This window comes from Streptomyces sp. URMC 127, from assembly GCF_051386535.1.
Lineage (GTDB): Bacteria > Actinomycetota > Actinomycetes > Streptomycetales > Streptomycetaceae > Streptomyces.
In genome coordinates, this window is sequence record NZ_JBPQTW010000012.1 from 24556 (window position 1) to 50633 (window position 26078).

Consider the following 26078-nt stretch of genomic DNA (forward strand, 5'->3'; position numbering starts at 1 on the left):
TGCCGAACCATGGGTGAGCCCAACGGCTCAATGCGCCAGGGCACCGCAAACCGCGCCCACCGCCGGATCCGTGCTGTACGGGTCCGTGCCCGGCACGGACCCGTCCGGTTTCTGGCCGGCCAGGAGCGGCCGCAGGTACGCCTCGTCGTCGGCCGAGCAGGACTGCGGCCCGGCCTGCAGATAGCTCTGCACCACGATCAGGTGGTGCTCCTGCAGCCCGTCCCGGTCGAACCGGAACCGCACCTCGCGCCGCACGGTGAACAGCGACGCGTCCTGGGGCCCGGCCGCCGGGCGGAGGGCGTAGACGAAGGTGTGGTCGGCGGAGACCTCCAGCGTCGCCGGACCGGTCTCGGAGACGCGGAAGACGCCCCGCGTCCGTACGGGCGTGTCCACGAGGGCGACCTGCGCCGGGTCGAAGCGCACCAGCCAGGCCGTGGCCGCGTGCCGCCCGTCGTTCGCGGGCCGGTCGAAGCTCCGGTCGAACTGGTCGAGTTGGGCGGGGTCCAGCAGGAGCCTAACGGTGCGCTGGGAGCCTCCGGTGAGCACGGCCGGGTCGAGGGCCGACTTGACCGTGTACTCCTTGGCGGCGGCGAGGGCCGCCATCACCTGGCTCTCGGAGAAGTGCTGGGTGCTGCGCGCGGGGGGCAGGTTCACGCCCTCGGTGCCGAGCCGGAACCGCGCGGCGGGACTGCGGTCGAAGAGCTCCTGGGCGCTGCCGCCGGGCACCGGGTCCTTGGGGGCGAGCGGCACGAGCATGGCGCGCATCGGCTCGGCGGCGGGCACGACCGGGTCCTTGTACGGGTGGCGCAGTCCCATGTAGACGGCCGTGCCGAAGGCCAGGGCTATGAGGATCACCAGGACGAGGACCTGCCGGGAGGTGCTGACGCGGGACCACACGTGCCGGGTGCGCACGGCGAGCGCGTGGTCGCCCATGCGCTCGCTGGCGGAGAGCTCCTGGAGGCGGGCAGCCCGGACGAACGATTCGTCGAAGACGACGGATCGGTACTCGTCGTCCCCACCTGCCGGGACACCCTCGGGCGTGCCCTCAGGTGGGTCTCCAGGCCCGTCCATACATCAAGAGTAGGTCTGCCGGGGCTTCGGTAAACGCCCTGGTACACGACAAGTTCCGAAGAAATTCCGGAGGGCGTGCGGATGCCGGGTACACCCGCATCCGTGCAGGTCACGGCGGTCGCGGCGGGTGAGCCCCTGGCCTCCGGCGCCGCCTGTCAGCGGCGGGGCACCGCCGAGGCGACCGGAGGCTCGGAATCCGCCGATACGGAGGGCAGCGGGCCCGGCCGGGAGCCCGCCGGGGCGTCCACGCCGGTGCTGGCGGGCGGCGGATCGGAGCTGGGCCGATTGCCCGAGGAGGCGCTGCGGTAGACGGCGGCGAAGGCGAGGGCCACCACGCCTATGCCCATCACCACCGCGAGCACCCAGGCCACCGGACGGTGCCAGCGGGGATGGCCCCGGTAAGGGCGCCTGGGGCCGCCGTGACGGCCGTACGGGCCGTAGGCGTCGTCCGGGTCCAGGTCGTGGGTGAGAGTGGGCCAGGCGCCCGCGCGGCCCGGGTGGTACCCGGGGAGGCCGTCGTGGCCGTCCTCGTAGGGGTCGGGGTACGGATCGGCATCGTCGTCGGCGGGGCCGCCGCCGGACCGGGAGCGCGGCGACGCGGACTGTGACGTCTCGCTTTCGGCGCGTGCCCGGTCGGCGGCGAGCATCCGCTCGACCGCCGAGGGCTCGTGGATCCTCGCGGACCGCACGAACTCCTCGTCGAAGACCACGGAGGCGAAGGGGTCGTCCCGATCGTCTCCGCTGCGGTAGCTGTCGGGCTCCTCGCCGTCCGGGAACGGCTGGCCCCCCACGTCGTCCGGCACCCGTCCAGCGTAGCCCCGGAAGCGGCCAATCCGCTCAGCCCGCAGGGGAATTCGGCTCGCCGCCCGCCGTGGCTCAGCTCGCCGGGAGGCCGTTGCCGCGCACGTGCCCGTCGCCCGTGACGATGTACTTCGTCGAGGTGAGCTCGGGCAGGCCCATCGGGCCGCGCGCGTGCAGCTTCTGCGTGGAGATGCCGATCTCCGCGCCGAAGCCGAACTGGCTGCCGTCCGTGAACCGCGTCGAGGCGTTGACCGCGACGGTCGTTGCATCCACCAGCTGCGTGAAGCGCCGGGCGGCGGCCTGCGAGGTGGTCACGATGGCCTCGGTGTGGCCGGAGGACCACAGCCGGATGTGCCGCACGGCGGCGTCCAGGTCGTCCACGACGGCCGCGGCGATGTCGTACGAGAGGTACTCGGTCTCCCAGTCCTCGACGGTCGCCGGCACCACCGTGGCCGGGCTGCCCTCGGCCAGCGCGAGGACCCGCTCGCAGCCGTGCACCGTCACCCCGGCCTTCGCCAGGGCGGCGAGCGCCTTCGGCAGGAACTCCCCGGCGATGTCCTGGTGCACCAGGAGCGTCTCGGCGGCGTTGCACACGCTCACGCGCTGCGCCTTGGAGTTGACGAGGATGTCCACCGCCATGTCGAGGTCGGCCCGGGCGTCCACGTACACGTGGCAGTTGCCGGTGCCGGTCTCGATGACCGGGACGGTGGACTCCTCCACGACCGTACGGATCAGGGAGGCGCCGCCGCGCGGGATCAGCACGTCGACCATGCCGCGGGCGCGCATCAGCTCGCGCACCGAGTCGCGGCTCTCGCCCGGCACGAGCTGCACGGCGTCGGCGGGCAGGCCGGCCCCGCCCACGGCGTCGCGGATGACGCGCACGAGGGCGGTGTTGGAGGCGTACGCGGAGGAGGAGCCCCGCAGCAGGACGGCGTTGCCGGACTTCAGGCACAGCGCGGCCGCATCGACGGTCACGTTCGGCCGGGCCTCGTAGATGATCCCGACGACACCGAGCGGCACGCGGACCTGCCGCAGGTCGATGCCGTTGGGGAGCGTGGAGCCGCGGACGACCTCGCCGACCGGGTCGGGCAGGGCCACCACGTCGCGGACGTCCTTGGCGATGGCCCGCACCCGCTCGGGCGTGAGGGTCAGGCGGTCGACGACGCTCTCGCTCGTCCCGGCGGCGCGGGCCTTGGCGACGTCCTCGGCGTTGGCCTCGACGATCTCCTTGGTGCGCACTTCGAGGGCGTCGGCGATGGCCAGCAGCGCCTCGTCCTTCACCGAGCGCGGCAGTGGCGCGAGCTCCGCGGCGGCGGCGCGGGCGCGGTAGGCGGCGCGCAGCACCGGGGACTGCGGCATCGGGTCGGCGAGGGGGGAGGGGAAAACGCTGCTCATGACTCGCAGGGTAGCCGCGCGCGGCCCGGGACCACGACGGATTCCGGACTGTGGACGCGGTGGTCCGCTGCGCGGAGGCCTCGCCGCGCCCGCGGCCGGGTGCGGCGGGGCGGTAGCGGCAGTGGCGGCAGTGGCGGCAGCGGCGGGCCCGCGGCGCCGGGGGCCGCTCAGAACGGGTGCACGCCCACCGGCGTCGCCGGGAGCGGGCCGTAGCCCTCGGCGATCCGCTGGTGGTACGTCTCCCGGTCGATGACTTCCAGGCCCACGATCTCCCACGGGGGCAGCCGGGCCGTCGAGCGGTGCTCGCCCCACAGCCGCAGCGCGACCGCCGCGGCGTCGTGCAGGTCGCGCGCCTCCTCCCAGTACCGGATCTCGGCGTGGTCGTGGGCGTAGCGGCTGGTCAGCAGGAAGGGGTGGTCGTGGGCGAGCTGTTCGAGCGCGCGGCGGACCTCGGCGAGCGGCGCCTCGGCGCCCGAGACGCTGAGCGTGATGTGCCACAGCCGGGACGCCTCCACCCTCTCGCCCCCGCCCCCGCCCGCGACGCTGGTCAGTGTGCGCGTCTCCCCCACGGCCCCGCGGGCCTGGGCGGAGGAGCCCGCGGCCGTGGCCGGGGGCGTGCCTCCAGCGCGGGGCAGCGCCCCTGGGCGCCCTCGTCTCACCGGCGGCCTCCTTGCTCGCTGCTCCGCCCGCGTACGGCGGAGCGGTGGTGCTGGTCGTCGCTCTCGCATCAAAGTTGACCAGTCTGCGGGCGGCCGCGTGGGGTTTTTACGGAAAGGCCCCATGGAAAGGCTGGACTTACCGCACCATCCGGCCGGGGCGCGGCCCCGGATCCGTCACCGCTGTGTCGCCGAGAGCGACGGTCGTCAGCGGCGCAGCACGACCAGGTCGTCGCGGTGGACGACCTCGCGCTCGTACTCCGGCCCGAGCTCGCGGGCCAGGTCGCGGGTGGAGCGGCCGAGCAGCTGCGGGATCTCGCCCGCGTCGAAGGCGACGAGCCCGCGCGCCACGGCCCGGCCCTCGGTGTCGCGCAGCTCGACGGGGTCGCCCGCGCTGAATTCGCCCTCGACCCCGGCGATGCCCGCCGGCAGCAGCGAGCCCGTGCCGTCGACCACGGCGCGCACGGCCCCGTCGTCGAGGGTCAGGGCGCCGCGGGGCGTGGAGGCGTGCGCGAGCCACAGCAGGCGGTCGGCGGAGCGGCGCCCCGTGCGGTGGAAGAAGGTGCCGGTGGGGCGGCCGGCGAGGGCGTCCGCCGCCTGGCTGGCCGAGGTCAGGACGACCGGGATGCCCGCGGCGGCCGCGATCCGGGCGGCGTCGACCTTGGTGACCATGCCGCCCGTGCCCACGCCGGCCTTGCCCGCGCTGCCGATCGAGATGCCCTCCAGGTCCTGCGGCCCGGTGACCTCGTCGATCCGCGAGGTGCCCGGCGTGGACGGGTCGCCGTCGTAGAGGCCGTCCACGTCGGAGAGGAGCACCAGCAGGTCCGCCCGGACGAGGTGGGCCACGAGGGCGGCCAGCCGGTCGTTGTCGCCGAAGCGGATCTCGTCCGTGGCCACCGTGTCGTTCTCGTTGACGACCGGCACCGCGCCCATGGCCAGCAGCTGGTCCAGCGTCCGGCGGGCGTTGCGGTAGTGCGCGCGGCGGCTGGTGTCGTCCGTGGTCAGCAGCACCTGGCCCACGCGCCGTCCGTAACGGGCGAACGACGCGGTGTAACGGGCGACGAGGAGGCCCTGGCCGACGCTGGCCGCGGCCTGCTGGCGGGCCAGGTCGCGCGGGCGCCGGTCCAGGCCCAGCGGGGCCAGCCCGGCCGCGATGGCGCCGGAGGAGACCAGCACGATCTCCTTCTCGCCACCGGCCTTCGCGAGCGTGTCGACGAGCGCGTCAACGCGGTCGGCGTCCAGCCCCCCGCCCGCGGTGGTGAGCGAGGAGGACCCCACCTTGACCACGATCCTGCGCGCGGCCGCCACCGCCGCCGCACGGACCCCTTGCTGCTCCCCTGCCCCAGTCACTGCACACACCTCGGGTGATTCGCCGGTCGCCCGCCTCTTCCGGGCTGCCTCAGGCCCGCAAATCTACCGCCTGGGATTGTGGTCGTTCGGCCCTGTTTTGCGATGATTGCCGTCACGGAAGATTGCTCCTGGACCAGCCCGCGTCATACGGTCGGTAGCTGACCGTTGTCCAGGCACGGTTTCCCCCACACTCGAACAGTCCCCCCTTCTAGTCCGCCTGCCAGGAGCCCTCCCAGTGCCTTCTGCCGGAACAGCCTCCCGACGCGCCGTCCAGGCCGCGGCGCTGCTCGCGATGCTGGTGTTCTTCGCCACGCAGCTCGTCGGCGCGCTGCTGCCCAACGTGCCGCTGCTGATCGCCGCCTCCGCGGCGGGGCTCGCCCTCGACCTCTACCTGCAGCACCGTGACCCCGGTCTCGTCGCTGTCCTCGGCAAGGTCCGCTTCGACGTCATGGTCCGGCAGCTGCTGCGGGACATGCTGATCCTCCTCGGGCTGCTCCGGCTCCAGGGCGACGGCTCGCTGCGCGGATACGCCCCCCTCTTCGTCGGGCTCGTCCTCTTCTACGCCGCCCACCTCGCCTGCCAGGCCACCGCGATCCTGGTCCGGCGCAGCCGCACCCTGCCCTTCGTGACCCGCAACATCGACACGACCGGCCTGCGCCTGACCGCCGCCCCGCCGCGCCTGCTGGCCCGCCAGCACGGCCGCCGCCTGCTGCGCTTCGCGATCCCGGCCACCGCGGGCCTCCTGGCCACCGTCGGCACGGAGAAGCCCCTGTGGGGCCTGCTCGGCACCGGCACGGCCCTCCTGCTGGCCGCGGGCGGCACCGTCCACCTGGCGAGCTGGCTGCGGCCGAAGAAGCGCATCGCCGACGAGCAGCGCGCCCTGGAGTGGCTCGACCGCTGGCTGGCCGACTACCAGCCGACCGTCGGCATGTACTTCTCGGGCGGCACCACCTCGGCCTACCAGGCCAACATGTGGCTCTCCACCCTCGCCGCGCTCGACGGCAACCCCGTGATCGTGCTCCGCGAGCGCTTCATGGTGCAGAAGATCGAGGCCACCGACGTGCCGATCGTCTGCATCCCCAAGGTCGTCCACCTGATGGCCCTGGAGAAGTCCTCGCTGAAGATGATGATCCACCCGGCGAACTCCGGTAAGACCTCGCAGGTCCTGCGGATGCCGTCGATCAAGCACGCGTTCATCAACCACGGCGAGAGCGACAAGCTCTCCAGCTGCAACCCGTACTCCAAGGCCTACGACGAGATCTGGGTCGCCGGCCCCGCCGCCCGCGAGCGCTACCAGCTCGCCGACATCGGCGTCGACGACCGCGACGTGGTCGAGGTCGGCCGCCCGCAGCTGGCTCCCATCCGCCCGTACGCGGGCGCGCCCACCCGTGAGTTCACGACGGTCCTGTACGCGCCCACGTGGGAGGGCTGGGACGGCAACCCCGGCAACACCTCGGTGATGCTCGCCGGCGAGAACATCGTCCGGGAGCTCCTCGCCGACCCCAAGGTGCGCCTGCTCTACAAGCCGCACCCGATGACCGGCTCCGTCGACCCGCGCGCGGGCCGCGCCAACGAGCGCATCCAAGCCATGATCCGCGAGGCCAACGCCGCCCGCGGCGGCGCCCGCCCGGGCCCGGAGGCCGCCGCCGAGCTGGACCGCCGCACGGCCGAGCTGGACCGCCTGACGACGAGCACGTTCCGCGACAGCGCGGACGAGATCGAGCGGATGCTCCTGCAGGGCACGCCCGAGCCGGGGCGCGCCGCGACCGTCGAGGCCGCCACCGCCGCCTGGGAAGCCGCCTACTGGGCCTCCCTGCCGGAGTGGGAGCACCAGATCATCACCACCGCCCGGCCGGCGCTCTTCAGCTGCTTCAACGAGGCGGACGTCCTGATCAGCGACGTGTCGAGCGTCGTCTCGGACTACCTGATCAGCGAGAAGCCGTACGCCGTCGCCAACACCAGCGGCATGACCGAGGAGGAGTTCCGCACGAACTTCCCGACGGTCAGCGCGGCGACGATCCTCACGCCGGAGGCCGGCGAGGTCGCCGGGCTCCTCGCGGCCGTCCGCGACCCCCGCCTCGACGGCCTCGCCAAGGCCCGCGCGGAGCTCAAGGTCCAGCTGCTCGGCCCGTCCGACCCGCCGTCGCTGGTCCGCTTCAACGCGGCGGCGCAGGCGCTCGCCGCGGAGGCGGACGCCCGGCGCGCCCGCATGGAGGCGCGGGCCTCCGAAATCCCGACCCAGCGGGAGGCGGACGCGGCGGCGGCGGTCTAACACTGCGTCAGCGCGACGAAGGGCCCCGGGAGGTTCCCCCTTCCGGGGTCCTTCGTCATGCCCTTCGCACGCGGGGCCGTATCGATCTGCGGCTCCGCCGCGTGGGCGCGCCCCGTCAGGGGCGCCCCGCAGCGCGTAAGAACCGTTAGAACGGGTTGAACTCGTCGTACTCCCGCTCCGCCTCATCCCGCTCCGCATCCCGGTCACGACGCCGCTGCGCCGCCGGCCGCGGCGCCTCGAAGCGGTGGTCCTCGCCACGCCGGCCCAGCATCTCCGCACCGGCGGCCATCGACGGCTCCCAGTCGAAGACGACCGCGTCGTCCTCGGAGCCGATGGCGACGCCGTCGCCCGCGCGGGCACCGGCCTTCATCAGCTCCTCCTCGACGCCGAGGCGGTTGAGGCGGTCGGCCAGGTAGCCCACGGCCTCGTCGTTGTTGAAGTCCGTCTGCCGCACCCAGCGCTCCGGCTTCTCGCCGCGCACGCGGTAGAGGCCGTCCTCCTCCAGGGTGACGGTGAAGCCCGCGTCGTCGACGGCCTTCGGGCGGATGACGATGCGGGTCGCCTCCTCCTTCGGCTTCGCGGCGCGCGCCTCGGCGACGATGCCGGCCAGCGCGAAGGACAGCTCCTTCAGGCCCTGCCGGGAGACCGCCGAGACCTCGAAGACGCGGTAGCCGCGGGCCTCCAGCTCGGGGCGGATCATGTCCGCGAGGTCCTGGCCGTCGGGGATGTCGACCTTGTTGAGGACGACGAGGCGGGGCCGGTCCTCCAGGCCTCCGTACTCCTTCAGCTCGGCCTCGATGACGTCCAGGTCGCTGACCGGGTCGCGGTCGGACTCCAGCGTCGCCGTGTCGAGGACGTGCACGAGCACCGAGCAGCGCTCGACGTGGCGCAGGAACTCAAGGCCCAGGCCCTTGCCCTGGCTGGCGCCCGGGATCAGGCCGGGGACGTCGGCGATCGTGTAGACCGTCGCGCCGGCGGTGACCACGCCCAGGTTCGGGACGAGGGTCGTGAAGGGGTAGTCGGCGATCTTCGGCTTGGCGGCGGAGAGCACCGAGATCAGCGAGGACTTGCCGGCGCTCGGGTAGCCGACGAGGGCCACGTCGGCGACGGTCTTGAGCTCCAGGACGATGTCGCCGGTCTGGCCGGGCTCGCCGAGCAGCGCGAAGCCGGGCGCCTTGCGGCGGGCCGAGGCCAGCGCGGCGTTGCCGAGGCCGCCGCGGCCGCCCTGGGCCGCGATGTAGGTGGTGCCCTGGCCCACGAGGTCGGCCAGGACGTTGCCCTTGGCGTCGAGGACGACGGTGCCGTCCGGGACGGGCAGGACGAGGTCGGAGCCGTCCTTGCCGGAGCGGTTGCCGCCCTCGCCGGGCTTGCCGTTGGTGGCCTTGCGGTGCGGGCTGTGGTGGTACTCGAGCAGCGTGGTGACGGACTGGTCGACGACCAGGATCACGTCACCGCCACGGCCGCCGTTGCCGCCGTCCGGGCCGCCGAGCGGCTTGAACTTCTCCCGGTGCACGGAGGCGCAGCCATGGCCTCCGTTACCCGCGGCGACGTGCAGCTCGACGCGGTCCACGAAGGTGGTCATCGCGGTGTGCCTCCAGTTGTTGACGGGGATGTCTTACGTGTAACGCAGCGAGGGCGGACCCGCTTCCCGCACAGGGAAGGGAGGTCCGCCCTCGTGATCGCTCTACGAGCGCCGGTCCAGGAAGACTGGATCAGGCAGCCGGAACGATGTTGACGACCTTGCGGCCACGGTGGGTGCCGAACTGCACCGCACCGGCCTGCAGCGCGAACAGGGTGTCGTCGCCGCCGCGACCGACACCGGCGCCCGGGTGGAAGTGGGTGCCGCGCTGGCGGACCAGGATCTCACCGGCGTTGACGAGCTGACCGCCGAAGCGCTTCACGCCGAGCCGCTGAGCGTTGGAGTCGCGACCGTTCCGGGTGGACGATGCGCCCTTCTTGTGTGCCATGTCTCCTCAGTCCCTTACTTCGCAGCCGTGGGGATGCCGGTGATCTTCACCGCGGTGTACTGCTGGCGGTGACCGATGCGCTTGCGGTAACCGGTCTTGTTCTTGTACTTCAGGATGTCGATCTTGGCACCCTTGTGGTGGTCCACGATCTCGGCCTGGACCTTGATGCCGGCCAGGACCCACGGGTCGCTGGTGACGTTCTCGCCGTCGACGACGAGCAGCGTCGAGAGCTCGACCGCGTCGCCCACCTTGCCGGTGGAAATCTTGTCAACCTCGACGATGTCGCCGACAGCAACCTTGTGCTGACGACCACCGCTACGCACGATTGCGTACACGCGGATCTCACTCTCTCGCTAGTAAATGGGACCTCTGATGCCAGCCGCTCACACGGGCCCGGGGCCCGTGACGATCCGAATGGACGAGCGGCCTCTCCCGGCGGGGCCGGAAGGTGTTTGCTCAGTGGCGTGGCGCCTCAACAGACACCGACCGTCAAGATTACGGCCCCTTGACGAACGGGTCAAACCGGCCCCCTCGCCGGGGTGCCGTACCCGCAGGACAGGTTACCCGCCGTTGCGGCGGAGAGGAGTTCTCCGCCGCAACGACGAGCAACCACTACGGTGCGGCCTGGCGGTGCCCCGCCGGGCTCAGCCCGTAAGGCTCACTCCGCAGAGGCCTCCGCAGAGGCAGTCGCCTCCACGGCCGCCTTCTTCGTCGTCCGCTTGGCCGGAGCCTTCTTGGCCGTCTTGGTGGCGGCGGTCTTCTTGGCCGCCGACGCCGTGGCCTTCTTCGCGGTCGTCGTCTTCTTCGCCGCCGTCTTCTTGGCCGCGGCCTTCTTCGCCGGGGCCTTCTTGGCGGTCGCGGTCTTCTTCGCGGCCGTCTTGCGGGCGGTCTTCTTGGCCGGGGCCGCGGCCTCGGCCTCCTCGACGCCCTCGGACACGGGCTCGGCGACCTGGGAAGCCTCGGCCACCGGCTCGGCGGCCTCGGCAGCCACCGGCGCCGGCTCGGCCGGAGCCGCGGCCGGGACGACCACGACCGCCGCCTCCGCGTCCGCCGGCGACCCGGCCGGAGCCGAGACCCTGCGGGACACCCGGCGGCGCGTCCGCGCCGGAGCGGCCGGAGCCGCCTCCTCCGCGCGCTCGGTCACCGGCTCGGCGACGACCACGGCGACCGGCTCCTCGGCCGGCTCGGCGACGGCCACGGGCTCGGGCACCGGCACGGGCGCCTCCACCACGACCTCGGCCTGCGCCTCGGCGCCCCGCGGCGAGCCCGCCGGAGCGGACGCCTTGCGGGTGGCCCGGCGGCGCGTACGGCCGCCGCGCTTGGCCGCGGCCTCCGCCTCGGCGGCGCTGCCGAACCACTCCTCGTCACCGCCGACGGCCGGCTGGAGCTCGGCCTCGGTCACGGTGACGGGCTCCAGCTCCGGCGCCTCGGGCGCTTCCTCGGCGGCGGCCGCAGGGGCCTCCTCCAGCGAGGGGGCCTCCTCGGCGGCCGGGCCCGCGGCCGGAGCCGCCGCCGCGGCCACCGCGGCCTCGTGCACGTGCTCGTGCGCGGCCTTGCCCTTCTTCTTGCCGCGCTTGCCGCCGCCACCGCCGCCGACCGCGGCCGGCTGGTCCATGTGGACGATGACGCCGCGGCCGTTGCAGTGCACGCAGCTCTCGGAGAAGGACTCCAGCAGGCCCTGGCCCACCCGCTTGCGGGTCATCTGGACCAGACCCAGCGAGGTCACCTCGGCGACCTGGTGCTTCGTCCGGTCGCGGCCCAGGCACTCCAGCAGGCGCCGCAGCACCAGGTCCCGGTTGGACTCCAGCACCATGTCGATGAAGTCGATCACGATGATGCCGCCGAGGTCGCGCAGCCGCAGCTGGCGCACGATCTCCTCGGCCGCCTCCAGGTTGTTCCTGGTGACCGTCTCCTCCAGGTTGCCGCCCTGGCCCGTGAACTTGCCGGTGTTGACGTCGACGACGACCATCGCCTCGGTCCGGTCGATCACGAGCGAGCCGCCGCTGGGCAGCCAGACCTTCCGGTCCAGCGCCTTCATCAGCTGCTCGTCGATCCGGTACGTGGCGAAGACGTCGACGTCCGACGTCCACTTCTGCAGCCGGTCGGCCAGGTCGGGCGCGACGTGCGAGACGTAGCCGTGGATGGTCTCCCAGGCCTGGTCACCGCTGACGATGACCTTGGAGAAGTCCTCGTTGAAGATGTCGCGGACGACGCGGACGGTCATGTCCGGCTCGCCGTACAGCAGGCTCGGCGAGCTCGTCGAGATCTGCTTCGACTTCTTCTTGATCTCTTCCCACTGCGCCTGCAGGCGCTCGACGTCGCGGCGCAGCTCGTCCTCGCTCGCGCCCTCGGCCGCGGTGCGCACGATGACGCCCGCGTCCTCGGGGACGATCTTCTTGAGGATGGTCTTCAGGCGCGCGCGCTCGGTGTCGGGGAGCTTGCGGCTGATGCCGGTCATCGAGCCCTCGGGCACGTACACGAGGTAGCGGCCGGGGAGGGAGACCTGGCTGGTCAGGCGCGCGCCCTTGTGCCCGATCGGGTCCTTGGTGACCTGGACGAGCACGGACTGGCCGGACTTCAGTGCGGTCTCGATGCGGCGCGGGCCGTTGCCCATGCCGAGCGCCTCGAAGTTGACCTCGCCGGCGTACAGCACGGCGTTGCGGCCCTTGCCGATGTCGACGAAGGCGGCCTCCATCGACGGCAGCACGTTCTGGACCTTGCCCAGGTAGACGTTGCCGACGTAGCTGGTGGCCTGCTCCTTGTTGACGAAGTGCTCGACGAGGACGTTGTCCTCCAGCACGCCGATCTGGGTGCGCTCGCCGCTCTGGCGGACGACCATCACGCGCTCGACGGCCTCGCGGCGGGCCAGGAACTCGGCCTCGGTGATGATCGGCACCCGGCGGCGGCCCTGCTCGCGGCCCTCGCGGCGGCGCTGCTTCTTCGCCTCCATGCGGGTCGAGCCCTTGATGGACTGCACCTCGTCGAAGCCGGTGCCCGGCTCGCGCTCCTCGCGCTTGCGCGGCTCGCGGACCTTGACGACCGTGCGCTCCGGCTCGTCGGCGCCCGGCTCGGCCTCGATGGCCTCACCGCTGCGACGGCGGCGGCGACGGCGACGACGGCTGCCGGCCGTGCCGAGGCCGGCGGCCTCCTCGTCCTCCGCGGACTCCTCCTCGCGCGCCTCGGCCTCCTCGGCCTCGGCGGGCTGCTCCTCCTCGGTCTCGCCCTCGGCCTCGGCGGCCTCGCCACGGCGGCGGCGACGGCCGCCACGGCGACGGCGGCGCGACGGGCGCTCGCCCTGCTCCGCGTCCTCGGCGTACTCGGCGGCGGCCTCGGCGCCCTCCTCGGGCTCGCCCTCGGGCTCCTCCTCGGCGGCGACCGGCGCGGCCTCGGCCCGCTCGGTCTCGGCGGGCTCGCCGCGGCGGCGGCGACGGCGACGGCCGGCGGACGGCGCCTCGGCGGCGACGCGCTCCTCCTCGGCCTCGGCCGGCTCCTCCACGGCGGCCGCGGCGGCGGCAGCGGCAGCGGTCTCCGGCGTCTGGAACATCGGCTCGGTGAAGACGGGCGCCTGGAAGACGGCCGTCGGGGGGCGCACGGCGCGGCGGCGGCCCCGCGCGGGAGCGGCGGCCTCCTCCGGCGCGGCCTCGGCGGCCTCGCGGGCGCGGCTCGCCTCCTTCGCGGCCTCCAGCGCGGCGGCGGCCTGCTCGGCGTCACCGGCGGCGACACGGCGGCGGGTACGGGCCGGGGCCTCCTCGGCGGTGGCCCGGCGGCGGGTGCGGCGGCCGCGCGGCTCGGCGGCGGCCTCCTCCTCCACGGCGGCCTCGGCGACCGGCTCGGACGGCTCCACGACGGCCTCGGCGGCCTGCGGGGCACCCGCGGGGGCGGTGGCCTTACGGGTGGCGCGGCGGCGGGTACGGGCCGGGGCGGCGGTCTCGGCGACCGGACCCTCCGGCGCCTCCTCGGCCTCCTCGACGGCGGCCGGCTCGGCAACCGCCTCGGCGGCCTGCGGCGCACCCGCCGGAGCGGAAGCACGACGCACAGCGCGGCGACGCGGACGAGCGGGGGTCTCGGCAACCTCAGGGGCAACCTCGGCGGCCAGAGCCTCCACGGGCTCAGCGGCGGCGACGGGCTCAGCAGCGGCCTCAGCCGCACGCGGCGCACCCGCCGGAGAAGAAGCACGACGGACGGCACGGCGACGCGGACGCGCCGGGGCAGCGGCCTCAGCGGCCGGAGCCTCCTGCACCTCCTCGGCCTCCTCAACGACGACCGGCTCCACGACCGCCTCGGCGGCCTGCGGCGCACCCGCCGGAGCGGAAGCACGACGCACGGCACGACGACGCGGACGAGCGGGGGTCTCGGCAGCCTCAGGGGCAACCTCGGCGGCCGGAGCCTCCACGGGCTCAGCAGCGGCGGCGACGGGCTCGGCAGCGGCCTCAGACGCACGCGGCGCACCCGCCGGAGAAGAAACACGGCGGACAGCGCGGCGGCGCGGACGCGCCGGGGCAGCGGTCTCGGCGGCCGGAGCCTCCTGCGCCTCCTCGGCCTCGTCAGCCTCCTCCGCCACAGCGGCGGCGACAGCAGGCTCCACCGGCTCGACTACGGCCTCGGCGCCCTTCGGGGAGCCGGCCGGAGCGGTGGCCTTGCGGGTGGCACGGCGGCGCGTACGGGGAGCGGGCTCCTCGACGGGCGCGGCGGCCAGGTCGACCGGCTGCGGGGACTCGGCCACCTCGGGGGCGGTCTCCACGGCGGGCTCGGCGACCACGGGGGCGCCGGCGGGGGCCGTGGCCTTGCGGGTCGCACGGCGGCGCGGGCGGGCCGGCGTCGAAGGAGCGGCAGCCGGGGCCCCGGCCTCCGGCGCGGCGGAAGCCTCGGCGGCGGGTGCGGCGGCGGCCTCGGGGGCCTCGGCGGCCGCGGCCGGCGGGCCCGCGGGGCGGGAAGCCGCACGGCGGCGGCGACGTGCCGGCAGCGTGTCGCTGGGGCTGTTGTTGTCGGATTCGGTCCCGGCGGTGCCGGGCTCAGCGGGCTCAATGGATTCGAGCATGCGGGCGGTTCTCCCGTCACGCTCCCGGGCGCCACGCCGGTTCCGGCCCGTCGGTCCGCGTGATGAGCGCGGTACCGCCGTCCGGGGCGCGGTCGCCGCACGGGAGCTGTCGTCTCGCTCGCCGGGCCCGAGCCTTTGTCCTCGGGACCGGCGAAAGTCTCCTGGTCAGTGCGCCTGCCGCACCGGGTGGCTCCCTGGTGTCCGGCGGCGCTTCGACGGCCGTCCTTACGCGGAACCTTCCGGCACCTGCGCGCCGCCGGCGGGGCTCGGCCCGGCGGCCGTGGTGGGGAGGGCCGGGGCGGCATCGCGGTCGGGCGCGAGCGGGTCGGTCACCGTGCCGGACTCCTCATCGAGCAGCCCCTGCGCCAGCCTGGTCACCGCAGCGGGGACCGGCGGCGCCAGGTCGGCCGTAGCGCGGAGACCGGACAGGACGTCGTCGGGTCGAACGGCGGGTGTGGCATGCCGAACAACCAGCCGCAGTATCGCACAGGGACCGTCGCCGGGCCTATCGGCCGCGGCGTCCCGCGCCTCCAGCCGGATCACCGCGGCACGGGCGTCGAAGGTCCGCAACCCGTTTTTCGTGCGGCGCTGGACGTCCACCTGGTCGGCCGCGAGGAACGCCGCCACGGCGCGCTCGGCGTCCGCGGGCTCCACGCCGTCCAGCCGCAGCTCCCAGACGGAGGCCTCCAGCCGCTCGGCGAAGGAGGACGTCCGCGCCTCGACGGCGTCCGTGATGTCCAGCCCGGCGGGCAGGGACTCGTCCAGCAGCTTGCGCAGCTGCTCGACCTCGCGGACCTCGGCGAGCTGGATCTCCAGGTACTCGGCCTCGCTGCCCGTGCCGGTGGGTGCGGCATTGGCGTAGGACACCTTGGGGTGCGGGGTGAAGCCCGCCGAGTAGGCCATGGGGACCTCGGCCCGGCGCAGGGCCCGCTCGAAGGCGCGCTGGAAATCGCGGTGGCTGGTGAACCGGAGGCGGCCGCGCTTGGTGTAGCGCAGGCGGATGCGCTGCACCGCGGGTGCGGGCGGCGGGCCTTCGGGCTGTCGCTTGCCCAGTGGTCTGATTCCTTCGTGAGTGCGGTCGTACTGCTACCTAGAGTACGTGCAGCGGGGGGCCTGCCAACCCGGCAGGCCCCCCGCTCGAACGTAAGAGCTACTTGACGACGGACAGCGGCAGCAGCTTCTTGCCCGTCGGGCCGATTTGGATAGCCGTGTCCATCTGCGGGCACACGCCGCAGTCGAAGCACGGGGTCCAGCGGCAGTCCTCGACCTCGGTCTCGTCGAGCGCGTCCTGCCAGTCCTCCCAGAGCCAGTCCTTGTCGAGACCGGAGTCCAGGTGGTCCCAGGGCAGGACCTCCTCGTACGTGCGCTCGCGCGTCGTGTACCAGGCGACGTCCACGCCCTGCTCGGGCAGCGTGGCCTCGGCGCACTTCATCCAGCGGTCGTACGAGAAGTGCTCGCGCCAGCCGTCGAAGCGGCCGCCGTCCTCGTAGACGGCGCGGATGACGGCGCCGACGCGGCGGTCGCCGCGCGAGAGCAGGCCCTCGACGATGCCGGGCTTGCCGTCGTGGTAGCGGAAGCCGATCGAGCGGCCGTACTTCTTGTCGCCGCGGATCTTGTCGCGCAGCTTCGCCAGGCGGGCGTCCGTCTCCTCGGCGGAGAGCTGCGGGGCCCACTGGAACGGCGTGTGCGGCTTGGGCACGAAGCCGCCGATGGAGACCGTGCAGCGGATGTCGTTGGAGCCCGAGACCTCGCGGCCCTTGGCGATCACGTTGACCGCCATGTCGCCGATCTGGAGGACGTCCTCGTCGGTCTCGGTCGGCAGGCCGCACATGAAGTACAGCTTCACCTGGCGCCAGCCGTTGCCGTACGCCGTGGCGACGGTGCGGATCAGGTCCTCTTCCGAGACCATCTTGTTGATGACCTTGCGCATGCGCTCGGAGCCGCCCTCGGGGGCGAAGGTCAGGCCGGAGCGGCGGCCGTTGCGCGTGAGCTCGTTGGCGAGGTCGACGTTGAAGGCGTCCACGCGGGTGGACGGCAGGGACAGACCGATCTTGTCGTCCTCGTACCGGTCCGCCAGGCCCTTGGCGATGTCACCGATCTCGGTGTGGTCGGCGGAGGACAGCGACAGGAGGCCGACCTCCTCGAAGCCGGTCGCCTTCAGGCCCTTGTCGACCATCTCGCCGATGCCGGTGATGCTCCGCTCCCGCACGGGGCGCGTGATCATGCCGGCCTGGCAGAAGCGGCAGCCGCGGGTGCAGCCGCGGAAGATCTCGACGGACATGCGCTCGTGGACGGTCTCCGCGAGCGGCACGAGCGGCTGCTTCGGGTACGGCCACTCGTCCAGGTCCATGACGGTGTGCTTGGACACGCGCCACGGCACGCCGGACTTGTTGGGCACGACGCGGCCGATGCGGCCGTCCGGCAGGTACTCGACGTCGTAGAACGCCGGGACGTACACCCCGCCCGTCTTCGCCAGGCGGAACAGCAGCTCCTCGCGGCCGCCCGGGCGGCCCTCGGCCTTCCACGCGCGGATGATCTCGGTGATCTCCAGGACGGCCTGCTCGCCGTCGCCGATGACCGCGCAGTCGATGAAGTCCGCGATCGGCTCGGGGTTGAAGGCGGCGTGGCCGCCGGCCAGCACGATCGGGTCGTCGATCGTGCGGTCCTTGGACTCCAGCGGGATGCCCGCGAGGTCCAGGGCCGTGAGCATGTTGGTGTAGCCCAGCTCGGTGGAGAAGCTCAGGCCGAAGACGTCGAACGCCTTGACCGGCCGGTGGCTGTCCACGGTGAACTGCGGCACCCCGTGCTCGCGCATGAGCTCTTCGAGGTCCGGCCACACGCTGTACGTGCGCTCGGCGAGGACGCCCTCGCGCTCGTTGAGGACCTCGTAGAGGATCATGACGCCCTGGTTGGGCAGGCCGACCTCGTACGCGTCCGGATACATCAGGGCCCAGCGGACGTCGCACTCGTCCCAGGGCTTGACGGTGGAGTTCAGCTCACCACCGACGTACTGAATGGGCTTCTGCACGTGCGGGAGGAGAGCTTCGAGGCGCGGGAAGACCGACTCGACAGGCATCGCAATGTCTCTCATGAGCGGAAGGGGGTGACCCTCAAGGGTAACGTGCCCGCGGAGCGAACCCTCACGGCCGCAGGGCGGCCCGGTGCCGCTTCCGGGAGGCCGCGTGCCACGCCGCCAGCAGATCCATCTCGTCCCACGCGGCCCGCTGCTCCTCCCGGCCGTACAGCAGGCCCAGCGTGAACGTGCTCTCCCCCGCCGCGTGGGCCCGGGCCGCGAGCGTGCGCAGGACGGTACGGGTCATGACGCTGTCCTGGTGATCGCCCAGCGGCGTCTGGACGTCCTTCATGCGGGACGCGAAGCGCTCGGCCGGCTTGCCGAGCGCGGGCACGGCGGCCTCGGCGGCGTAGCGGGCCCGCTTGGCCGCCTTGCGGGCCTCGTGGAGGGCGGCGTCGCGCTGCGGGCCGGGGCGCGCGGCGCGGGCCTGCTCGATGCGGCCGGCCAGCCGCTCGTACTCCCGCAGGACGGCCCCGGCCAGGACCTCCGGCGCGGGTCGGGCGGCGGCCCGCCGCAGCGGCGGGTCGGCGAGGAAGGCGTCGAGCGCGTCGAGGAGGGCGAGGTAGCGCTCGCCGTCGAGGAGGGCGAGAACGCGCTTGCGGGAGCCTCTGGCGCGGCCGGCCGCGTAGATGCGCAGCCGGGCGCGGACCGGGCCGAGGACGAGCGTGTCCGGCAGGGCGGCGAGGCCTTCCTGCAGGCGGGCGGTGACGACCTCGCGGTCCCGGTCCGCGCCGAGCCCCTCGGCGAGCCACTGCAGCTCCGCGCCGAGCGGTTCGGTGACCTTGCGGTCCAGGACGTCGCCGTACGTGCGGAAGGCGCTGCGCAGGCGGCGCGTGGCGACGCGCATCTGGTGGACGGCGTCCTCGGCGTCGCGGCGGACGGCGGTGTCGTACGCGAGCAGGGCGCCGGTCTGCTCGCGCACGTACGCGAGGACGTGGTCGCCCGCGGTGGCGGGCTCGCGCTCCGGGCCGCCCTTCTTCTGCCGCTTCGCCTGCTCCTTGTCCCTCTTCGCCTCCTTCACCTCCTCCTTTCCGGCTGTCTCCCGCAGCGCCCGTGCCAGCTTCGAGGGCGCGGCGGAGGGGCGCAGGCCGTCCTTGCGCAGGCGCTTTTCGACGGTGTCGAGGAACGCGGGGTCGGTGCCGCTGCCGAGCTCGACCTCGAACTCGGTCCAGCGGGCGCTGCGGCCGCCGTCACCGAGGCGGTCGGCCCTGACCTCGTCGGCGCCTGCCTCGGCGAGGAGAGCGCCCTGCGCGTCGAGCAGCCGGCTGACCGTGCGGCAGGAGCGGATGCGGACGAGGGGTACGAGCGCGGCGCCACGGACGCGGGCGCGGAGGAGGCCTGCGAGGGCGCGCGGCACGCCGGGCGACAGGGGCGCCCGGATCTCGTCCCGCACGCCGGGGGCGACGGGGAGCTTGAGGTGCCAGCCCTCGTCGGAGCCGCCGGTGCGGCGGCGCAGGGTGATGCCGGCCGCGGCGAGGCGCCGGTCGGCGGTGTCGTAGTAGACGGCGTCGAGCTTGTGCGTGCCTTCGACGGTGACGGTCGCGACGCCGGCGATCCGGCCGAGGCCGGACAACGGGGCGTCTCCGGCGTGGGGCCCGGCTTCGTACTTCCGCTCGATCTCGCGAAGAGTGTCCGCCATGGGGCCGAATCTAGTGCGCTCGCGCCCCATGGGGCAGCCCTGTTCACGCCGGACTGCAGGTGAGTCCGGCACCGCCGGGAAGCCGCGTTGTGGCTTCGCGCCGTTGCGGCGGAGGAGAGTGCTGGGCCCGTGCCGCGTTGCCGCTGAGAATGAGCCCGCCGCAACGGCGGGGAACCCCCGCGGCGAGGGTCCGGCGGAATACGCGGCCACCCGAGCCGTAACGTGCCGTAGCGCCCGAGAGCGCTATGCCGACACCGGCCGCTGCGCCTTGATGGACTGCAGCAGGCCCACCGCGATCCACGCCGCGAACATCGACGACCCCCCGTACGAGACGAACGGCAGCGGCAGACCCGTGACCGGCATGATCCCCAGCGTCATCCCGATGTTCTCGAAGGACTGGAAGGCGAACCAGGCGATGATCCCGGCCGCCACGATCGTCCCGTAGAGCTCGGTGGACTCGCGGGCGATGCGGCACGCGCGCCAGATGACGACGCCGACCAGGAAGATGATCGCCCCCGCGCCGACGAAGCCGAGCTCCTCGCCGGCGACGGTGAAGATGAAGTCCGTCTGCTGCTCGGGCACGAACTGGCCGGTGGTCTGCGAGCCGTGGAAGAGGCCGGAGCCGAGGAGGCCGCCCGAGCCGATGGCGATGCGCGCCTGGTTGGTGTTGTAGCCGACGCCGGAGGGGTCGAGGGCGGGGTTGGCGAACGCGGCGAAGCGGTTGATCTGGTACTCGTCGAGGACGCCGAGCTGCCAGATGAGGACGCAGCCGAGGACGCCGGTGCCGATCAGCCCGGCGATCCAGCGGTTGGACGCCCCGGAGGCGAGGAGCACGGCGAGGACGATGACGACGAGGACCATGACGGAGCCGAGGTCGGGCATCAGCAGGATGATGACGATCGGCAGGGCGGCGAGGCCGAGGGCCTCGACGACGGTGCGGTGGTCTGGATGGAGCCGCTCGCCCGCGTCGACCTTGGCGGCGAGCAGCATCGCCATGCCCAGCGCGATGGTGATCTTGGTGAATTCGGAGGGCTGGAGGGAGAAGCCGCCGCCGAGCTGGATCCAGGACCGGGCGCCGTTGATGGTGGCGCCGAGCGGGGTGAGGACGGCGAGGGTGAGCAGGACGGAGACGGCGTAGAGGATGGGAACGGCGCCGCGCAGGGCCCGGTGGCCGACCCAGACGGCGCCGACGGCCAGGCCCAGGCCGATGCCGGTGTTGAGGATGTTGCGGAGGAGGAAGTAGTACGGGTCGCCCTGGTTGAGCTCGGTGCGGTTGCGGGTGGCCGAGTAGACCAGGAGGGTGCCGATGGCGGAGAGGGCGAGCGCGGCCCAGACCATGACCCAGTCCAGGCGCCGCAGGACGGAGTCGCGGGCGGTCAGCCGGCCCCAGGCGGAGCGCTCGGGGCTGTAGCGGCGGGCGCGGTAGCCGTCGGTGGCGGTCACGAGTCCTGCTCCTCCTTGCGGGCGGAGGGGCTGGGCGGGGCCGGCTCGATGGGCTGGGCCTCGATGGTGCCGTCCTTCTCGATCTTCGGCAGGCCGGTCTGCGGGTGGGGCAGGAGCGCCTTCTTGGCGTCGATCTTGCCCTTCTCGTCGACGCCGTAGAGGGCGTTGTAGATGTTGCGCACGGCGGGGCCGGAGGCGCCGGAGCCGGTGCCGCCCTGAGAGATCGTCATGACGACGGCGTAGTCGCCGGTGTAGGTGGCGAACCAGGAGGTGGTCTGCTTGCCGTAGACCTCGGCGGTGCCGGTCTTGGCGTGCATGGGGATCTCCTTCTGGGGCCATCCCTCGAAGCGCCAGGCGGCGGTGCCCTGGGTGGCGACGCCGGCGAGGGCGCCGTCGATCTGGTCGCGCGTCTTCCGGTCGAACGGCAGCTTGCCGTGCGAGCGGGGCTCGATCTCCTGGACGGTGCGGCCGTCGGGGCTGATGACGGCCTTGCCGACAGTGGGGTTCCACAGGGTGCCGCCGTTGCTGATGGCGGCGTAGATGGTGGCCATCTGCAGGGGGGTGACCAGGGTGTCGCCCTGGCCGATGGAGTAGTTGACGGAGTCACCGGCGCGCATGCGCATGCCGGACTCGCAGTTTTCCTTGGCGATCTGGCCGGCGTAGCTGGTGTCGGTCTTGCCCTGCTTGCACCAGGTGTCCTTGTTGGCCTCCCAGTACTTCTTCTTCCACTCGCGGTCGGGGACGCGGCCGGTGACCTCGTTGGGCAGGTCGATGCCGGTCTCCTTGCCGAGGCCGAACTCGTGGGCGGTCTTGTAGAACCAGTCGGCGGGGTGCTTGGGGTTGTTGCCGCCGTCCTTCTGCCACTGGCGGTAGGCCAGGTCGTAGAAGACGGTGTCGCAGGAGACCTCCAGGGCGCGGCCGAGGTTGATGGGGCCGTAGCCCTTGGACTCGAAGTTCTTGAAGACCTGGTTGCCGATGCTGTACGAGGCGGAGCAGTTGTAGTTGTCGTCGAAGGCGTAGCCGGCCTTGACGGCGGCGGTGGCGGAGACGACCTTGAAGATCGAGCCGGGGGCCGCCTGGCCCTGGATGGCGCGGTTGAGCAGCGGGAAGCCGGAGTCCTTGCCGGTGAGGTTCTGGTAGTCCTTCGCGGAGATGCCGCCGACCCAGGCGTTGGGGTCGTAGGTGGGGTTGGAGGCCATGGCGACGACACGGCCGGTCTTGGCCTCCATGACGACGACGGCGCCGGCGTCGGCCTTGTAGTTGGTGCCGGTGTTCTTGTCGACCTCCTTGCGGGCGTCCTTCATCGCCTGGTCGAGCTCGCGTTCCGCTATGGCCTGCACGCGGGCGTCGATGCTGGTGACGAGGTTGGAGCCGGGGACGGCCTTGTCGCTCTTGGCCTTGCCGATGACGCGGCCGAGGTTGTCGACCTCGTAGCGGGTGACGCCCGCCTTGCCGCGCAGCTGGGAGTCGTACTGGCGCTCCAGGCCGGAGCGGCCGACCTGGTCGGAGCGGAGCAGCGGGGAGCGGCCGGCCTTGGCCTTGGTGATCTCCTCGTCGGTGACGGGCGAGAGGTAGCCGAGGACCTGGGCGGTGTTGGAGCCGCCGGGGCCGGCGTAGCGGCGGACGGCGGTGGGCTCGGCGGTGATGCCGGGGAAGTCCTCGGCGCGCTCGCGGATCTGCAGGGCCTGCTGGGTGGTGGCCTCGTCGGTGATGGGGATGGGCTGGTAGGGCGAGCCGGCCCAGCAGGGCTTGGGGGTCTTGGCGTCGCAGAGGCGGACCTTGGCGGCGACGTCCTCGGGCTTCATGTTCAGCACGCCGGCGAGGCGGGCGAGGACGGTGCGGCCGCGGTCCTTCATCTTCATCAGGTCGGTGCGGCTGGCGGAGACGACGAGGCGGGTCTCGTTGTCGGCGAGGGGGACGCCGCGGGCGTCCAGTATCGAGCCGCGGGTGGCGGGGGCGACGACCTGCTGGATGTGGTTGTCGGCGGCTTCGGCGGTGTATTCGTCGCCGTTGCGGATCTGGAGGTACCACAGGCGGCCGGCGAGGGTGAGGAGGAGGGAGAAGACGAGGATCTGGATGACGACGAGCCGGATGGTCACCCGCGAGGTCCGCCCGGTGTCGGACAGGTTGGTCACAGCGCTGCCCCCCTGTCGTCCCCCAGGGCGTGAACGGCCCGGAATGCGTCCGTGTCTCCGCCGGCGCGGCGCAGCGGTGCGGGCGTCGTCACCAGATGCGACCCGGCGGCCGGGCAGGCGAGGCTCACAGCCGCTTCACCCCCTTCAGGCGGCCCGGCCGCCGCAGGCCCGTACGCATGCCCGTGCGCTGGCCGCCCACGCGGCCGGCGCGCGATCCCCCCATCGTGCTGGGGCCGTCCGAGGCCAGCGGGTCGTTCTGGACGCGCCGGGCCATGGCCATGACGAGCGGGACGACGAACGGCGCGAGCAGCAGGTCGTAGAGGGCCGCGGTGAAGACGAGGCTGGTGAGGCCGACGTTGCGGGCGGCGGTGTCACCGACGAGGGAGCCGACGCCCGCGTAGAGCAGGGTGGAGCCGACGGCCGCGGCCACGACGACGAGCATGGGCACGGTGGCCGAGCGCAGCTTGCCCGTCTCGGGCCGGACGAGGCCGACGAGGTAGCCGATGACGGACAGCACGAGGGCGTACCGGCCGGTGGCGTGGTCGGCGGGCGGGGCCAGGTCGGCCAGCAGGCCGGCGGCGAAGCCGGTGACGGCGCCGCTGGTGTGGCCGTGGACGAGGGCGAGGCCGACCACGACGAGGAGGAGCGGATCGGGGACGGCGCCCGGCAGGTGGAGTCTGGCCAGGACGGTGACCTGCACGACGAGGGCGACCACCACGAGCGCGGTCGAGAGCAGGATCCGGTTGAGGCGCATCGGTCAGTCCTCGGGTTTGGCGCTCGCGGACGGCGTGACCGTGACGGTCACGGTGGGCGTGGGCTTGGGCGCTTCCGGCTTGGGCGGCAGCACGGTGTCGCGGGGGTCGGTGCGCGGGGGTTCGACGACGACGCCGACGATGTCGAGCCGGCTGTAGCCGACGAAGGGGCGGACCTGGAGGGTGCGGGTGAGGCTGCCGCCGGCGGGCTCGACGCGGGTGACCTCCCCGACGGGGACGCCGGGCACGAAGGGTTTGTCCCGGCTGGAGCCGAAGGTGACGAGGCGGTCGCCGGGCCGGACGGCCGCCTTGCCGTTGAGCAGCTCGACGCGCAGGACGCCGGCGCCCTGGCCGTTGGCGAAGCCGAGCTCGCCGCTCTTCTCCATGCGCGTGCCGACGGTGAACTTGGGGTCGTTGGCGAGCAGGACGGTGGCGGTGTCGCGGGCGACGGTGGTGACGCGGCCGACGAGGCCGTCGCCGTTGAGGACGGTCATGTCGCGCTTGATGCCGTCGCGGCTGCCGGCGTCGATGGTGACGGTCCAGGAGAAGCCCTGGGCCGCCCCTATGGCGATGACCTGGGCGCCCTTGATGCCGTACTGGCCGCGGCCGGCGGTCTTGAGCATGGCGTCGAGCTCGGCGGCCCGGCCGCGGTTGCGGTCGTCGCTGCCGAGCCGCTGCTTGAGGCTGGTGTTCTCCCGCTCCAGGGCGCTGATGCGGTTGTGCCGCTCGTCGGAGTCGCGCACGGCCGCCACGGCGTTGCCGACGGGGTCGACCGCGGAGGCGACGCCCTTCTCGACGGGCCCGAAGACGGAGGCCGCCGCGTGCCGGACGCCGTCGAGCGGGGACCGCTCACCGCCACGGATGTCCACCGTGATCAGTGCGAAGGCGATGGCGACCAGCAGCACCAGCAGCAGCCGGCTCTCTCGTGTGTCCCTCACGTGCGGCGGCGTGCCCTTCTCGTAGGACCGGCGGGCTGCGGGGCGGGCCGGTCATCCGGAGCGTTGTGCCTGTATATCAGGTTGTTTCCCGGCAGCGGTGGTACGCGGGATGCCTTTGGCGCCACCCCCGGCCAAGGGGGTGGCACCTCTCCCCCGGCAGGTGGAACGCGCCGGGCGCGGCGCCCCGGGAGGCCTCCCCCGCCGGCGCTCGGGAACGACGCTCCGGGCCGGCGTCACGGCGCCGGAGCACCGCCTGCCGCCGCGGTCCGGCGCACCCGCCCGGAGGGCGAGCGCGTCAGCGCCGCGGCTGGGCGTCGAGGACCTGCTGGAGGGCCTCGAACTCCTCGACACACTTGCCCGAGCCAAGCGCGACGGAATCCAGCGGGTCCTCGGCGATGTGGATCGGCATGCCGGTCTCCCGGCGCAGCCGCTCGTCGAGGCCGCGCAGGAGGGCGCCGCCGCCTGTGAGAACGATGCCGCGGTCCATGACGTCACCCGAGAGCTCGGGCGGGCACTTGTCGAGCGTGGTCTTGACGGCGTCGACGATGGAGTTGACCGGCTCCTCGATGGCCTTGCGCACCTCGGCGGCCGAGATGACGACCGTCTTGGGCAGGCCGCTGACCAGGTCGCGGCCGCGGATCTCGGTGTGCTCGTCCTGCTCCAGGTCGTAGGCCGAACCGATGGTGATCTTGATCTGTTCGGCGGTGCGCTCACCGAGGAGGAGGCTGTACTCCTTCTTGATGTGCTGGATGATCGCGTTGTCCAGCTCGTCGCCCGCGACGCGGATGGACTGGGCGGTGACGATGCCGCCGAGGGAGATGACCGCGACCTCGGTGGTGCCGCCGCCGATGTCGACGACCATGTTGCCGGTGGCCTCGTGGACGGGGAGGCCGGAGCCGATCGCGGCGGCCATCGGCTCCTCGATGATGTGCACCTGGCGGGCGCCGGCCTGGGTGGAGGCCTCGATGACGGCGCGCCGCTCGACGCCGGTGATGCCGGAGGGCACGCAGACCACGACGCGGGGCCGGGCCATCCAGCGCCGCTTGTGGATCTTGAGGATGAAGTAGCGGAGCATGCGCTCGGTGATCTCGAAGTCGGCGATCACGCCGTCCTTCAGCGGCCGGACCGCGACGATGTTGCCCGGGGTGCGGCCGATCATCTTCTTCGCCTCGGCACCCACCGCGAGGATGCCGCCGGTGTTGGTGTTGATGGCGACGACGGAGGGCTCGTTGAGGACGATGCCGCGGCCTCTGACGTACACCAGCGTGTTGGCGGTCCCGAGGTCGACAGCCATGTCACGGCCGATGAACGACATGTTGTTCCCCATGAGGATACGTCTGGCCTTCCCAGCTGGAGCGAGCGATTGCTTACTTGAGGTCGGCAGGGTGTGCGGGCGGTGCGCCGCGGGCGCGAAGCTCTCATCGTAGTCTCGACCGGTCGAACGCGGTGCGAGGGTTCCTCCGCCATTGTGGGCGGAAGTAGAGCTCCCCCCAGTAATGGTGACGTCGTGTCGGAGTGAGAGGTTCCCTCGTTCGCCGCGCATATGCC

The 26078-nt window shown here is 73.1% G+C and carries 18 protein-coding genes; 1 reads left to right on the forward strand and 17 read right to left on the reverse strand.

What is annotated here, in order from left to right; genetic code table 11:
* Positions 1-27: 27 nt before the first annotated feature.
* From ACSNOH_RS05200 to proB, 5 genes are all read right to left on the reverse strand, one after another.
* Positions 28-1071 carry a hypothetical protein gene (locus ACSNOH_RS05200; RefSeq protein ID WP_436719986.1) on the reverse strand — a complete coding sequence of 348 codons (1044 nt, stop codon included), beginning with the start codon at positions 1069-1071 and terminating at the stop codon, positions 28-30.
* A 155-nt stretch (positions 1072-1226) separates the two neighbouring features.
* On the reverse strand, positions 1227-1874 hold the full coding sequence (locus ACSNOH_RS05205) for a hypothetical protein (protein WP_436719987.1): 648 nt from the start codon (positions 1872-1874) through the stop codon (positions 1227-1229).
* 73 nt (positions 1875-1947) lie between these two features.
* A complete protein-coding gene (locus ACSNOH_RS05210) occupies positions 1948-3267 on the reverse strand; it encodes a glutamate-5-semialdehyde dehydrogenase (protein ID WP_436719988.1) in 1320 nt (439 codons plus the stop codon).
* Between the two features lie 167 nt (positions 3268-3434).
* Positions 3435-3836 (reverse strand): hypothetical protein, encoded by a 402-nt coding sequence (locus tag ACSNOH_RS05215; protein WP_436720018.1) that lies wholly within the window; start codon positions 3834-3836, stop codon positions 3435-3437.
* A gap of 294 nt (positions 3837-4130) precedes the next feature.
* Positions 4131-5231, reverse strand: a complete 1101-nt coding sequence (gene proB, locus ACSNOH_RS05220) for a glutamate 5-kinase (protein WP_436720019.1) — start codon at positions 5229-5231, stop codon at positions 4131-4133.
* A gap of 277 nt (positions 5232-5508) precedes the next feature.
* On the opposite strand from proB, the gene ACSNOH_RS05225 reads away from it, so the two are divergent.
* A complete protein-coding gene (locus tag ACSNOH_RS05225) occupies positions 5509-7545 on the forward strand; it encodes a hypothetical protein (protein WP_436719989.1) in 2037 nt (678 codons plus the stop codon).
* A 145-nt stretch (positions 7546-7690) separates the two neighbouring features.
* On the opposite strand, the gene obgE is transcribed toward ACSNOH_RS05225, so the two are convergent.
* The 12 genes from obgE to ACSNOH_RS05285 all read right to left on the reverse strand — a co-directional run bounded on the left by obgE (position 7691) and on the right by ACSNOH_RS05285 (position 25845).
* Positions 7691-9127 carry a GTPase ObgE gene (obgE, locus tag ACSNOH_RS05230; protein ID WP_436719990.1) on the reverse strand — a complete coding sequence of 479 codons (1437 nt, stop codon included), beginning with the start codon at positions 9125-9127 and terminating at the stop codon, positions 7691-7693.
* Positions 9128-9257: 130 nt separating this feature from the next.
* Entirely contained in the window at positions 9258-9512 is a 255-nt protein-coding gene (gene rpmA / locus ACSNOH_RS05235) for a 50S ribosomal protein L27 (RefSeq protein WP_030201505.1), read from the reverse strand.
* A gap of 14 nt (positions 9513-9526) precedes the next feature.
* On the reverse strand, positions 9527-9847 hold the full coding sequence (gene rplU / locus ACSNOH_RS05240) for a 50S ribosomal protein L21 (protein ID WP_106681059.1): 321 nt from the start codon (positions 9845-9847) through the stop codon (positions 9527-9529).
* Positions 9848-10170: 323 nt separating this feature from the next.
* Complete coding sequence (locus ACSNOH_RS05245; RefSeq protein WP_436719991.1) at positions 10171-14550, reverse strand: Rne/Rng family ribonuclease; 4380 nt, start codon at positions 14548-14550, stop codon at positions 10171-10173.
* A gap of 225 nt (positions 14551-14775) precedes the next feature.
* Complete coding sequence (locus ACSNOH_RS05250; protein ID WP_436719992.1) at positions 14776-15561, reverse strand: TIGR03936 family radical SAM-associated protein; 786 nt, start codon at positions 15559-15561, stop codon at positions 14776-14778.
* Positions 15562-15700: 139 nt separating this feature from the next.
* Positions 15701-17626 carry a TIGR03960 family B12-binding radical SAM protein gene (locus ACSNOH_RS05255; RefSeq protein ID WP_436719993.1) on the reverse strand — a complete coding sequence of 642 codons (1926 nt, stop codon included), beginning with the start codon at positions 17624-17626 and terminating at the stop codon, positions 15701-15703.
* A gap of 64 nt (positions 17627-17690) precedes the next feature.
* Entirely contained in the window at positions 17691-19262 is a 1572-nt protein-coding gene (locus ACSNOH_RS05260) for a CHAD domain-containing protein (protein ID WP_436719994.1), read from the reverse strand.
* 243 nt (positions 19263-19505) lie between these two features.
* Entirely contained in the window at positions 19506-20705 is a 1200-nt protein-coding gene (gene rodA, locus ACSNOH_RS05265; protein WP_436719995.1) for a rod shape-determining protein RodA, read from the reverse strand.
* Positions 20702-22840, reverse strand: a complete 2139-nt coding sequence (mrdA, locus tag ACSNOH_RS05270; RefSeq protein ID WP_436719996.1) for a penicillin-binding protein 2 — start codon at positions 22838-22840, stop codon at positions 20702-20704. The genes rodA and mrdA overlap by 4 nt, the downstream gene beginning before the upstream one ends.
* Before the next feature lie 124 nt (positions 22841-22964).
* Complete coding sequence (mreD, locus tag ACSNOH_RS05275; protein ID WP_436719997.1) at positions 22965-23594, reverse strand: rod shape-determining protein MreD; 630 nt, start codon at positions 23592-23594, stop codon at positions 22965-22967.
* 3 nt (positions 23595-23597) lie between these two features.
* Positions 23598-24530 carry a rod shape-determining protein MreC gene (gene mreC, locus ACSNOH_RS05280; RefSeq protein ID WP_436719998.1) on the reverse strand — a complete coding sequence of 311 codons (933 nt, stop codon included), beginning with the start codon at positions 24528-24530 and terminating at the stop codon, positions 23598-23600.
* Between the two features lie 295 nt (positions 24531-24825).
* Positions 24826-25845, reverse strand: coding sequence for a rod shape-determining protein (locus ACSNOH_RS05285; RefSeq protein ID WP_004950903.1), 1020 nt, complete (start codon positions 25843-25845; stop codon positions 24826-24828).
* Between the last annotated feature and the right edge of the window lie 233 nt (positions 25846-26078).

Coding starts and splice junctions, on each gene's coding strand:
- ACSNOH_RS05200 (WP_436719986.1), bottom strand. CDS start 1,071: ATGGACGGGCCTGGAGACCCACCTGAGGGCACGCCCGAGGGTGTCCCG.
- ACSNOH_RS05255 (WP_436719993.1), bottom strand. CDS start 17,626: ATGCCTGTCGAGTCGGTCTTCCCGCGCCTCGAAGCTCTCCTCCCGCAC.
- obgE (WP_436719990.1), bottom strand. CDS start 9,127: ATGACCACCTTCGTGGACCGCGTCGAGCTGCACGTCGCCGCGGGTAAC.
- rpmA (WP_030201505.1), bottom strand. CDS start 9,512: ATGGCACACAAGAAGGGCGCATCGTCCACCCGGAACGGTCGCGACTCC.
- ACSNOH_RS05285 (WP_004950903.1), bottom strand. CDS start 25,845: ATGTCGTTCATCGGCCGTGACATGGCTGTCGACCTCGGGACCGCCAAC.
- ACSNOH_RS05245 (WP_436719991.1), bottom strand. CDS start 14,550: ATGCTCGAATCCATTGAGCCCGCTGAGCCCGGCACCGCCGGGACCGAA.
- mreD (WP_436719997.1), bottom strand. CDS start 23,594: ATGCGCCTCAACCGGATCCTGCTCTCGACCGCGCTCGTGGTGGTCGCC.
- ACSNOH_RS05260 (WP_436719994.1), bottom strand. CDS start 19,262: ATGGCGGACACTCTTCGCGAGATCGAGCGGAAGTACGAAGCCGGGCCC.
- ACSNOH_RS05210 (WP_436719988.1), bottom strand. CDS start 3,267: ATGAGCAGCGTTTTCCCCTCCCCCCTCGCCGACCCGATGCCGCAGTCC.